The sequence below is a fragment of the Dokdonella sp. genome, from assembly GCF_041395345.1.
Lineage (GTDB): Bacteria > Pseudomonadota > Gammaproteobacteria > Xanthomonadales > Rhodanobacteraceae > Dokdonella.
The window spans coordinates 1-11,560 of sequence record NZ_JAWLAR010000028.1; the positions used below are offsets into that span (position 1 = coordinate 1).

9 protein-coding genes and 1 tRNA gene are annotated in these 11,560 nt (G+C 59.0%); 8 read left to right on the top strand and 2 right to left on the bottom strand.

Going from position 1 to position 11,560, the window contains the following annotated elements; genetic code table 11:
- The coding region (locus R3F00_RS17630; protein WP_371283042.1) for a DUF6600 domain-containing protein at positions 1–2,294 on the bottom strand (2,294 nt) is incomplete at its 3' end.
- Positions 2,295–2,525: 231 nt separating this feature from the next.
- Between R3F00_RS17630 and R3F00_RS17635 the strand changes: the two genes are divergently transcribed.
- From R3F00_RS17635 to R3F00_RS17650, 4 genes are all read left to right on the top strand, one after another.
- Positions 2,526–2,599, top strand: a tRNA-Gly gene (locus R3F00_RS17635).
- A gap of 81 nt (positions 2,600–2,680) precedes the next feature.
- Positions 2,681–3,571: a 30S ribosomal protein S6--L-glutamate ligase gene (rimK, locus tag R3F00_RS17640; RefSeq protein WP_371283043.1), complete on the top strand. Its 891-nt coding sequence runs from the start codon at positions 2,681–2,683 to the stop codon at positions 3,569–3,571.
- A 467-nt stretch (positions 3,572–4,038) separates the two neighbouring features.
- A complete protein-coding gene (locus tag R3F00_RS17645; RefSeq protein ID WP_371283044.1) occupies positions 4,039–4,725 on the top strand; it encodes a response regulator transcription factor in 687 nt (228 codons plus the stop codon).
- A complete protein-coding gene (locus R3F00_RS17650) occupies positions 4,709–6,007 on the top strand; it encodes a sensor histidine kinase (RefSeq protein ID WP_371283045.1) in 1,299 nt (432 codons plus the stop codon). Before R3F00_RS17645 ends, R3F00_RS17650 begins: the two co-directional genes overlap by 17 nt.
- Positions 6,008–6,016: 9 nt before the next feature.
- Here R3F00_RS17650 and R3F00_RS17655 read toward each other — a convergent pair whose 3' ends face one another.
- Positions 6,017–6,937, bottom strand: coding sequence for a branched-chain amino acid transaminase (locus tag R3F00_RS17655; RefSeq protein ID WP_371283046.1), 921 nt, complete (start codon positions 6,935–6,937; stop codon positions 6,017–6,019).
- Between the two features lie 648 nt (positions 6,938–7,585).
- Between R3F00_RS17655 and R3F00_RS17660 the strand changes: the two genes are divergently transcribed.
- From R3F00_RS17660 to R3F00_RS17675, 4 genes are all read left to right on the top strand, one after another.
- Positions 7,586–7,867, top strand: a complete 282-nt coding sequence (locus R3F00_RS17660) for a hypothetical protein (RefSeq protein WP_371283047.1) — start codon at positions 7,586–7,588, stop codon at positions 7,865–7,867.
- A 1,476-nt stretch (positions 7,868–9,343) separates the two neighbouring features.
- The gene (locus R3F00_RS17665) at positions 9,344–9,733 is read left to right on the top strand and encodes a hypothetical protein (RefSeq protein ID WP_371283048.1); all 390 of its coding nucleotides are present in this window, start codon (positions 9,344–9,346) and stop codon (positions 9,731–9,733) included.
- A gap of 546 nt (positions 9,734–10,279) precedes the next feature.
- On the top strand, positions 10,280–10,876 hold the full coding sequence (locus R3F00_RS17670) for a hypothetical protein (protein WP_371283049.1): 597 nt from the start codon (positions 10,280–10,282) through the stop codon (positions 10,874–10,876).
- A gap of 342 nt (positions 10,877–11,218) precedes the next feature.
- A partial coding sequence (locus R3F00_RS17675) for a hypothetical protein (protein ID WP_371283050.1) occupies positions 11,219–11,560 on the top strand: 342 nt, incomplete at its 3' end.

Sequence of the window (11,560 nt, forward strand, 5' to 3'; positions counted from 1 at the left end):
TTGGACGGCTTGCGCTGCTGAGGCGGCGGAGCGGCCTGGACCGGTGGTCGCTGCGGTTGTGCCTGACGGCCCTGTTGCGGTGGTCGCGGGGCTGGCTGCTGCTGCACCGAACGTGGCTGCGGTTGCTGAGTCGGACGCTGCTGAACTTCACGCTTGGGCGGCGGTGCCGGCTGCTGCTGTACCTGACGCGGCTGCACTTCGCGCTTCTGCTGTGGCGGTGGTGAGGGAGCCCTCTGCACCGGACGCGGCTCGGGAGCCGAACGCGGTTGCACTTCGCGCGGCTTGGTCTGCGGCGACACGCGCTGCGACGGCTCGGGAGGGCGAGTCGTGGGTCTGGATTGCGGCACGCTGCGCGTCGGTTGCGGTTGGCGCTGCACCGGCGGCTGGTTCTCTCGGGTCGCCGGCTTGCTGCGAGGGCTGGTGACCACGCCGCTCTGTGCCGGTGCGCGCGCCGGCTTTTCGTTGCGTGCGTCTGGCGTGCGCTGAGCAGGCTGCTCGCGGGCGGGAGAATACTCCCTTCCACTCGCCGCGCCGGTCGTTGGCCGAGGCTTGCGCTCGGGCGTATTGGTTGTCGGCGGACGTCCCTTCACCTGGGTCTCGACCGGCTTGCGAGCCGCTGGTTCTCGGCTGGCCTGATCGCGATCGATCGGCGTGCGCGTTCCGCGGCCCTGGATTTCGGCAGGGCTCTTCGCCGGCAGGGGCTTGCTTCGTGCCACGGCCTGGCGGTCATCTCCGACAACCTGGACGCGACTGCCGTCCTTTCCACTCGTACGTGGCTTGCGCGCGGCAAGCTCACGCATTTCAGCTTGCGCCAGAGGCTGGTTGTCATTGCGGCTGATCGCCTGGATGCGTGCCTGTGCATCGGGATTGCGAGCCGGAGGCGCGGTTCGCGCGATGACCTTGCGGTCAAAGTCTGCGGTACGCACCTTTGCGCCCCCATTTCCGCGCGCGACACTTCCACCCGCAAAGCTTCGTGTGGTCGGTGCGACCTGGACCCGGCTGACGACCTGAGCCTGCTGCAACTCGGCCCGATTGACGCGCACCCGCGCCCGATCCACGGATCGTGCATTGACGAAGGCGTCACGCGTTACCGCGGTGACGGCGAGGTCGTTGTTGCGATAGGCATAGTTGCCGTTGTTGATCGGGCGACCGCGCGAATAGTCGTTGTAGACGTTGGTGATGTAGGTGTTGTTGATGATCGTGGTGTTGCGCACGTTGATGTTGTTGAAGTAATTGCGCGAGCCCTGGTACCACGGGACGTAGACATCACGCGGGCCGAGCGGGAACCATCCGATCGGGCCGGTCGAGATGCCGACGCTAAAGCCACCGCCGCCAACAAAGGCGACCAGTGCGGGCGCATAGATCGGACGCACGCGGCGCGGGCCCGGTACCCAGCCCCAGCGCGAGCCGACGTAGGCCCAGCGTCCATAGTGGAACGGTGCGAAGCCCCAGGGCGAATTGTCGACCCAGGTCCAGCCCCAGGGATCTATCCAGGCCCAGTGCCCGTTGCGATAGGGCGCCCAGCCCGCTTCGACGCGAGTGGGGTACCAGATCGAGCCGTAAGTGGGCGCCGTGCTCCAGCTGCCGTATTCATCCAGATCCGAATAGCCGATGACTTCTTCGGAGACGTAGCGGCGCGACACCGACTGGTCGTAGCGCTGCGCACGCTGCAGGCACCAGCGATCGAACTCGTCCTGTATAGGCAGCCCATACACCTGGTAGTCATCCAGGGAGGAATCGTAGAAGCGATAGGCGCGGCCATCATTGACGCTGTAGCTCGCGTTGTCGCGTCCGTAGACGATGCCGTTGCCGTCGACAACGGAGATCATCGTCGAGTCGCCGGCAGGCGAAATGTCCACCCGGTACAGGCCGGGTTGTTCGACCACGAACGCCAGCGTCGGCGTGTCGATTTCGTAGTATTGGCCCTCGTACACGTTGCGCACGCTCAGGCTCAGGGTGCCGGCAGTCAGCTCGATCTGGGCGCGCTGGTCATCAAGATCCAGAATGCGCATCGAGGTACGTTCGTCAATGCGGAGGGTGGCCGCACCAATGTCGAGCTCGGCGAGGGAGGCGCGATCAAGATAGAGCGCGTCACCGGTGCTCAGCGGACGATTGATCAAGGCTTGCACCCATTCGTCCAGCCCGGCGGGCTGCATGCTGACATCTCCGCTCACATAGCTGATCCGGGCGACCCGCATCGGCGGATCGGCGAGTACCTGGCCGCTCAGGCCTGCCAGGGCAATGAAGGATGCAGCAAGCCAGGATACTGGCAGGGAGAAACGTGAAATCGACATGGTGGTCTCCTGAATATCCGAATCGGCAGCGCGAAACTCGAGCTGATTTCGGCACGCGTATCTGAACCCATGCTGCCTGAACGAGAACCGTCCGCCAGCGAGGGGAGCACGATCCGCGATGAATGTGGGTCGCCCTCAATCCGTGGAGGGAAGCCGCACACGGCCCCGCACCGGCACGAATTGCAGGGGTGCTTGCCGGCCGTGCGGTCGCGCGGATAATCTGTATTCCCCGCGGGTGTAGCTCAATGGTAGAGCTGTTGCTTCCCAAGCAACTGACGAGGGTTCGATTCCCTTCACCCGCTCCAGCTCCAATTCTTCCTGGCGATCTGTTGTCCCGATGTGCGGATCGTCCGCACCGCGAAAATCCCGGCCTCTCGGAATCCGCCATGAAAATTGGGATCATTTCACGCAATGCTTCGCTGTATTCGACTTCGCGCCTGGTAGATGCGGGTCGACGCAGGGGACATGTCGTGCGTGTGCTTGATCCCTTGCGCTGCTACATGCGCATCTCGCGCGGCAAGTTCGACATGCACTACAAGGGTCGGCCCCTGGCCGGATTCGATGCGGTCATTCCACGCATCGGCTCTTCGGTCACGTTCTACGGCACCGCCGTGTTGCGCCAGTTCGAGATGATGGGGGTCTACACGCCGAACAGTTCCGATGCGGTACTGCGTGCCCGCGACAAGCTGCGCTCGCTGCAGATGCTCGCACGCGAGGGAATCGATCTGCCAAGAACCGTTTTTGGCGACTATCCGGACGATACCGTCGACCTTCTGCAAATGCTGGGCGACCCGCCGCACGTGATCAAGCTCAACGAGGGCACGCAGGGGCAGGGCGTGCTGCTCGCGGAAAAACGCTCGTCGTCACAGGGCATGATCGAGGCGTTTCGTGGCCTGTACGCCAACTTCGTCGTCCAGGAATTCATCGGTGAGGCGGGCGGGGGCGATCTACGTTGCTTCGTGGTGGGCAATGAAGTGGCGGCAGCCATGCACCGTCAGGCTCCGGAGGGAGATTTCCGGGCCAACCTGCATCGCGGCGGCAAGGCCAGCAAGGTGGAACTGAGCGAAGAAGAGCGAAGTGTCGCCCTGCGCGCTGCGGCAATCCTGAATCTGGGCATCGCCGGCGTGGACTTGCTGCGCTCCAGGCGCGGACCCCTGGTACTGGAAGTCAACGCGTCCCCCGGCCTCGAAGGCATCGAGCAGGCGACCGGGCTGGATCTGGCCGGCAGCATCATTGCCGAAGTCGAGGCCGGCTTCGCTCGCCTATCAATGGCCTGACCGCGGTACAGACGCGAGCAGGGTTGACCGGCCCTGCAAAATCCGGTGGTTAACGGAAGAATGAGGGGCGCTTAACCTCCATTTAAGCTCCTGCTCCCTATAGTCCCGCTCACTGTAGGTTCTGCTCGACACTCCTAGCGTAAGGTCAGGTCACAGGCAGATTACGGTAATCGGGGCAGTAGCTTCTTTGGCCCAAGCGAGGTGTGTTCCCCCAAAGGCACCTCCTTGGGCTATTTTATTTGTGTTGCTTCCGACTCCTTCCAACATTGAATCCACGCGCTTCCACATCCGCGACAAGCCCCCGAATCCCGACTGGATTTGGCCGTTTGCATGCCCGTGCGGATGCGCCGGCCGAAAGCCGTTGCATGGATGCATGCCCAGGTTTGATCCGATCGCGAGAGAGCCAATGAACAAACCGTCGCGTTTCCGCATCAATTTCCAGAATTCCGAGTTAAGCTAGGCAGGTCATGCGCATACTCGTCATAGAAGACAACAGCGATATCGCTGCCAATATCGGTGACTTCCTCGCCGATCGCGGTCACGTGGTCGATTTCGCGGGAGACGGCGTCACCGGGCTCCACCTGGCCGTGGTCAACGAATTCGACGCCATCGTGCTCGATCTGAGTTTGCCCGGCATGGATGGGCTTGAAGTCTGCCGCAAGCTGCGACAGGAGGCCCGGCGCCAGACCCCGGTGCTCATGCTGACGGCGCGCGACGCGCTGGAGCAGAAGCTGACCGGTTTTGATTCCGGGGCTGACGATTACATGGTCAAGCCGTTTGCCCTGCAGGAGCTCGCTGCCCGCATCGAAGTGCTGGGTCGTCGCGGCAAGGGCATCAAGAGTCGCGTGCTCAAGCTGGCCGATCTCACCTACAACCTCGATACGCTGATCGTGGTCCGCGCCGGAAAGTCGATCCAGCTCAATCCTATCGGTCTCAAGCTGCTGCAGGCGCTGATGGACAAGGCACCTTCGGTGGCGACCCGTCAGGAGCTGGAAACCCGGGTCTGGGGCGAAGAACTTCCAGACAGCGACTCCTTGCGCGTCCACATCCACGGTCTGCGCGCCGCGATCGACAAACCTTTTGACAAGCCGCTGATCCAGACTCGTCACGGCATTGGCTACGTCATGGTCGATCCGGATGCAGTACCGGCGTAGGCTCCGCAGCCGGATCATCATCTCGTTTGCGCTGTTCGGCCTCGGCCTGACCGCGCTGTTCGCTGCAGCGACGATCTACCTGCGCGTGCGCATGGAAGATCAGATCATCAATGAGACGCTGACCCGCGAACTGGTCCACTTCGTCGATTTCAAGCGCGAGTATCCGCAACCGGACGCGCGCTGGAGCATGTCCCTTTTCGAAGCCCAGATCGTGCGTGCGGGGCGCACGGCGACGGTACCGTTTGCCTGGCAAGCGTTCGATTCGGGCGTCTACGACATCCAGGATCTCGACGCTTCCGGACAGTTGCGCTCCTACAAGCTGGCGGTCTACAAGGACAGCGATTTCTGGGCCTATCTGCGCTTCGATCAGAGTTCGCAGAAGTTGACCGAGCGCCAGTTGCTTGTCGTACTCGGGCTCACCGTGCTCGTGTTCGCGGTGCTGTCGCTGATCATGGGCCTGTGGCTGTCCTCGCGCGTGATGAGTCCGGTCACCGAGCTGGCGGGACGCCTGCGCGAACTGCGCAAGGCGGGCACCTACACGCCGATGGCGCCCCGATTCGCCGATGACGAAGTCGGCCAGCTTGCACGGGCGCTGGATGACTATGCCGAGCGCCTCACCCACCTGGTCGAGCGTGATCGCGAGTTCAACGCCGACGTCAGCCACGAGTTGCGCACGCCCCTGGCCGTGATCGCGTCGACCACGGAACTGATGATGGGAATGGGCCTGCCGGACAAGGCGCACGAACGCCTGCGGCGGATCGAACGCGCGGTTCGTCAATCCACCGAGTTGACCGATGCCCTGTTGCTGCTGTCGCGCAGCGAACGCCAGGCGCCCACCGACGGTGAAACCACGGATGTGGCCAGGGTTGCCGAGCAGGTCATCGATATCAGTCGACCGCACCTGGGCAACAAGCCGGTCGAAGTCCGACTGGAAGTCGAAGAGCCGCTTCTGACGGCAGCACCCTCGTCCGTGGTCGCGGTGGCCCTGACCAACCTGATCAGCAATGCCTTCAAGTACACCCAGGCGGGAGAAGTCTGCGTGATCATCGGCCACGGTCGGGTTGCGGTTGAAGACACCGGCCCCGGCATCGCCGCCGAAGACGCCGAGCGCCTGTTCGAACGCGGGGAACGCGGCACGACCCTGGTCAAGGGGGCCGGGCTCGGCCTCGCCATCGTGCGCCGCCTGTGCGAACTCTACGGATGGAACGTGACCCTGGCACCGCGACCGCAGGGTGGCGCCGTGGCGACCCTGCAGTTCGACTATCGTCCGATCGGGCCCTGAAGCGGCAGATCAGGAAACCGGATCCAGCCAGTTCCAGCGATCTTCGGTCTTGCCGGTGAACAGGCCGAAGTACAAGTCCTGCAGCTTGCGCGTCAACGGCCCGGCCTTGCCTTCGCCGACCGCCTTGCCGTCCACCGAGCGGATCGGGGTGACTTCCGCAGCAGTACCGCACATCAGGATTTCGTCGGCGAGATACAGGTATTCACGCGGCATGTCGCGTTCGATGACTTCGATGCCCTGTTCGCGCGCGAGCGTGATCAGGGTATGCCGGGTGATGCCATTGAGGATGGCCGCGCTGGCCGGGGTGGTATGCAGCTGGCCATCGAAAACCAGGAACAGATTCTCGCCGGCGCCTTCGCTGAGCAGACCCGTCGAGGCCAGGGCGATGCCTTCGCCGAAGCCGAGGCGACGCGCCTCGCGCGCGATCAGCTGGCCGGACAGATAGTTGCCACCGGCCTTGGCGCCGGTCGGAATCGTGTTCGGTGCCATCCGGTTCCAGCTCGAAACACAGGCGTCGATACCGGCTTCGAGCACGCCTGGCCCGAGATAGGGGCCCATCTCCCAGGTCGCCACGGCCACATCTGTCGGCGTATCCGCCGACAGGCCGAAGCCGCCCAGTCCGCGAAACGCGACCGGTCGCAGATAGGCCTTGGTCAGGCTGTTCTTCAGGATGACTTCACGGCAGGCGGCCGCCAGTTCGTCGATCGTGTAGGGAATGACGATGTCGTAGATCTTGGCCGAGAGATAGAGGCGCTTGAGATGGTCGGTCAGGCGGAAGATCGCCGGGCCGTTCGGCGTCTCGTAACTGCGGATGCCTTCGAAGACCGAGGAGCCATAGTGCAGGGCATGCGCCATAACGTGCACGGTCGCTTCGGCCCAGGGCTTGATCTTGCCGTTCTGCCAGATGAACTCGGGATAGGTCGCAGCCATGTCGGATTCCTTGATCGTGAGCCGCCAATGATAACCGGCGGGGTCGCACGCCGCTAACCGGCTGGCCCCGGGCCAAAATTGTGGCATTCAGAGGGGGAAGGGCTGGACGCTCGCTATTGGGTGTGCATCCAGCGCTTCCCGGGTCCGTGCAAGGAAGCGTATCCACCGGCACAGGGGGCCGAAGTTGCCGAAGCAGATCGACAAACCCGGATTGTTCTTCGACGGGCATCAGTCGACAGATTCAGAACCGTCCCCTGGACTCGATTCGGGCACGATTGGCACTGACTTCAAGCTCTCCATTCCAGCGCAGGCTGGGCGCTTCTCAACAGCCAAATGGCTGGTCATCCTGTTCTTGATCTTGGCTTGGCAAATCAAGTGCAGAACTGGATCCCAGCCTGCGCTGGGATGACGAGCAAAGACTTGCCTGGCGCCGCCTTGCGCCAGTGCCCAAAATGCTGGAGTCATCCAGGCAGGAAATATCCCCAGATTAGACCGTTGGATTAGACCGCACGATGGGCGGAACACGATGAATTTATTAGAGAATGTCCTGCAGCTTTTGCCTAATTTTCCATGTTAGGCTGTGGGAATAGATCCCATTGTGGGACCGAATAGTAGTTGGGCCTAGTGAAAAGCATGCGATCAGTTGTATTGAAAATCACCGAGTGGAATTCCGCGAAGGCGTGGACATCGGATATTGCGCATACCAAGAATATGCTCGTCGACCAGCTTCGCAAATCCACGCCAATGAGTCACACGGAGGCAAAGCGCTTAGTACGGGCAGTCTTTTGCCATGAGTCATCTGAGCTGTTGCTGGTCAATGCAGAGTTTTACAATGCCATTCGAAATGCGCTTCAATCGGTTGGTGCGCAAGTTGAAGTTCATCCAGCCCAACTGGGCGTTCAAGCCGACGCCGTAAACGGCGCGGCTTAACTCAGGTGTTAGCCATCACAGAAGGGACTTTCGCAGCGTGAGATCAAGGGCCGCCCTCGCAATTGTGTCGCTTCTCGCAGTGGGCCAGGCGTGCGCGTGCTCTGTGCCGCACGTTCCTTTCGATTCAATGCTCCCGTCGTACACACAACTTTTCGTAGGTGACGTAGTTGCAGTACACCTCGTGGAGTATGAGCGCAAACGTCTTCGTGAGATCGCAGAAGGATCAGAACAACAGATCAATACACATCGGGCGGGTTTAACGCTCGAATACTCTGTTCGAGTACTGGTTACACATAGCCTCAAGGGTTCGCCGGAGTCCATCGTGGAGCTTCTCATTGGCGGTTGCGGAGTACCCATTCCGCAAGTTGGCGAGCCAGGGTTATTCTTTGTTCCCAGTGAGGGCCGAGTAGCCGTCGTGTATCAAAGCGATCGCCGCTTCTCTGAGTGGCTCATCAAAGCGACCAAACATGCTCGCAGTGAAGGCTAACTATGTGGTCAAGCGGACAGCGGGGGAGGCTATGGTGTTTCCTGATGTTTCATCGTGCCGCTGCCGCTTACCACGGCGTTAGAACCAAATGGCCACAGCGCAATGCCCCGAATGCAAAGAGGGCGAAATAACTATCTTATCTCGGCTGTTCGCAAACACGCGTAAGCCGTGTCGTTGCCTTAATTGCTCTGCGCTACTTGTTCCAGTTCGCGAATCACCAGTTGACTATTTGCTGCAGGCCATCGCTTTGGTCTTCTTTGCATGGATGTTTCTGGGCGGGCTTCTTTGGTCTCGATCAAAAGAACAAGTTATGTTTGCTTGGTTGGCGGGCACTCTTGTCATTCTGTCTATCGCGTTCTGGCGCACATCTGTCAGCCCTATTCGGCTAATTACAAGTCGTATGCGAGTCGAGGAAACCATTACTCTTGTTATCCTTGGTTCAATCATAATCGTCGGGCTGTACTTAGGTGGGTATAAGTAGTTCTAACTTTTCGTCCAAGCCGACCGCTGACGCGCCGGCTTAACTCTGGTGTTATGCCCTTCATGAACGGTAGTAGAAATTCCCAACCTGGGTTCTTTTGGAAGCTCTATTTCGTGTTCCTTGCGGTTTGCATGGCGGTGTATCTGGTTCGGGAGATCTCATCACCGGTTGAGTTTTTATGGGATCTCCTAGGTGCACTGGTTCTTGTCGGTCTGTGGGGCTATATCCGTCAGGTGCCTATGGGTTGGCGGGCATTTTGGGTCTTCTACTTTATCTATATGGCATGCGGCGGACTTGTGACTCTGTACTATCTCGCGGAAAGTATCGTAAACCTTGAGAAGGCGCTCTTTACTGGTCTCGCTATCGGCTCAGCCCTAGCGGCTCCGCTATTTGTTGCACTATGGCGCTATACCTTTAGGTCGCCGCATATTTGGGTCACGAAGAGCGCATAACTGTTCAATCAAGCCGACCGCTAACGCGGCGGCTTATTTCCGGTGTTATGCACTCAATGAACCATCCCGAAAACACCGTGCCGAGTTACATCTGGTGGTTCTACTTCGCCCTCTCATTGCTTCTCTCAGTCGTTTCGCTTATCCAGGGCGTAAGCTCGCCAATTGAGCTCGCATTTGGAATCGTCAACGCGTTTGCACTTGTCGGCTTGTGGGGCTACATATCTCAGGTTGCGGTCGGCTGGCGGCTGTTCTGGGTGTTGTATTTTGTTGCGTCGGTCGTGGCAAACATTGTTGGATTTGCACTCTTTGCAGCAGGCATTGGACAGCGGGATTTCGCCTTCCTCGCGATAGTCAGTTTCTCTATTGTCCTTGTTGCTCCAATGTATCTTGCACTTTGGCGATATGCGTTTCGATCACCGAAAGTCTGGATGATACAAAGTGCATAACTAGTCATTCGAGCCGACGTGCTAACGCACGCGGCTCAATTCAGGTGTTGGATCCCTATGTTCAGAATCCCGAAACTGTGTGTATTGCTCCTTCTGGCTTCAGGCAATGCGCTTGCTTGTAAGTGCCCGCAGACTTCGCTCACTGAGAAGCTCCAAGACGCGTCCATCGCATTTGTCGGAAGCACCGATGCTGACCCCACTCTCGAAAGAAAAGACGGTGAACCAATTCCATTCGTTGTATCTCGCCCATTGAAGGGTAACGTCACAAAGGGTGCTACGATCTCGGTTGACCCCAGCTTCAATTCTGATTGCGCTGCACCATTCGTAAGGGGAGTTCAGCTTTTAGTGTTTGCATACGGAAGAGCTGGTGAACCACCTAAGGTCGTGGCGTGCTCAATTCGCACAGTCGAGCCAATTTCAATTGATGGTGAGCTTCTGCAACCTTCGTCGGATGTCGCTGAATTCTTGCGGTCGGTACCCAACTAATCAATCAAGCCGACCGCTAACGCGGCGGCTTATTTCCGGTGTTATGCATTGGAAAACTAAGTGACCACATACAGCCTTTCGGGCCCTGACAACGACTCAAATATGTGCGGTTCCGCCGATCGCCTGTTTGACGATGTTGGTGGCATTCCGGTTTGTCCTGTGTGCGGCTATAAGACTGACCTGTACTTTGTTAATCCTTCGTTTCGTGTCAAAAGAAGGGTATACGACCTGTCGTCAACCTATGACGGATACAATATCGCCTCCCTAAAATTCAAGGAAGCATGTCAACGGCTGAAGTTGAAAGGAGTTGAGTTTCTGCCGCTTCCATCAGATCCAGAGTTCTTTGTTATCAAACCAATGGTGCTTACACCGTTTGACTCTGTATCAAGGAAAACAAAGCTCGAATATTTGTGTGCCGCTTGTGGCTTCTACAAGGCTGTTGCCGGCGCAACCCCTGCTTTCCTGTTGTCAGAGCCTGAATCGGACATTTCTGGAACCGATATTGTTTTTGGTTCGGGTAATAGTCGTGGCCGAGTTCTCATCACTACAGAGCACGCAAAACACATGCTGGTTACTGAGAAGCTAACAGGGCTCTATTTCAAAGAAACAATGCATAACAATTCGCTCAAGCCGACGCCGCGAAGCGGCGCGGCTTAGCTCAAACGTTAGAACTCGAATGGTTTTTTTCGTACTTTCGCGCCCTGGCTACGATGAGCTAGTAAATCTAGTTGGGGGCCCGCCGTCGCCAATTTGGGTCAATGCCGGAGTATTGTCCGATCAAGAAGTTGATGCGTTAAGAGCAAAAGGCGTAGATCTTTCCCGCTTTTCGGACACTATCGATCCGCTCTCAACGTCATCAATCTGCAGTTCCATAGCGACAATAGCTGAGCACCATCCGGGCGAGCGTATTTGGGTTGAGCATCGGGCGGAGTTCTAACTTTTCATCCGAGCCGACGTGCTAGCGCACGCGGCTCAATTCTGGTGTTAGGTAGCGCAATCATGGCCGACGTTGAATCGAAAGTCCTTGAGCGCGAGCTGGGGAAGCTTGGCGGGTTTGCTGCGCGTTGGAGCGCCAAGCTCTTGCCGAACGTCGCACATGAAGCCGAATTTCGTCTCAACCCAAGTGAGCGCGCCACAAGCGTTGTGGCCTCTTCGCTCACTACCATTGGCAAACCCATCTCTGAGCTGCCATCGGTTCCCGCCCGAGGCATCTACTACGCCCTGGTAGGGTCCGGGCATCTGAACCTCAATCCGACGGTTCTTCGTGTCAAAGTTGAGGGCCAGTCGGTTTTCATTCGCGGTGTCGCAAAGGAGGGTGCCATCAAACAGCATTCCGCACGC

What these genes read in the sequence shown, in the direction of transcription:
- rimK (WP_371283043.1), top strand. Translation starts at nt 2,681, where the DNA reads ATGAAAATTGGGATCATTTCACGCAATGCTTCGCTGTATTCGACTTCG.
- R3F00_RS17645 (WP_371283044.1), top strand. Translation starts at nt 4,039, where the DNA reads ATGCGCATACTCGTCATAGAAGACAACAGCGATATCGCTGCCAATATC.
- R3F00_RS17650 (WP_371283045.1), top strand. Translation starts at nt 4,709, where the DNA reads ATGCAGTACCGGCGTAGGCTCCGCAGCCGGATCATCATCTCGTTTGCG.
- R3F00_RS17655 (WP_371283046.1), bottom strand. Translation starts at nt 6,937, where the DNA reads ATGGCTGCGACCTATCCCGAGTTCATCTGGCAGAACGGCAAGATCAAG.
- R3F00_RS17665 (WP_371283048.1), top strand. Translation starts at nt 9,344, where the DNA reads ATGAACCATCCCGAAAACACCGTGCCGAGTTACATCTGGTGGTTCTAC.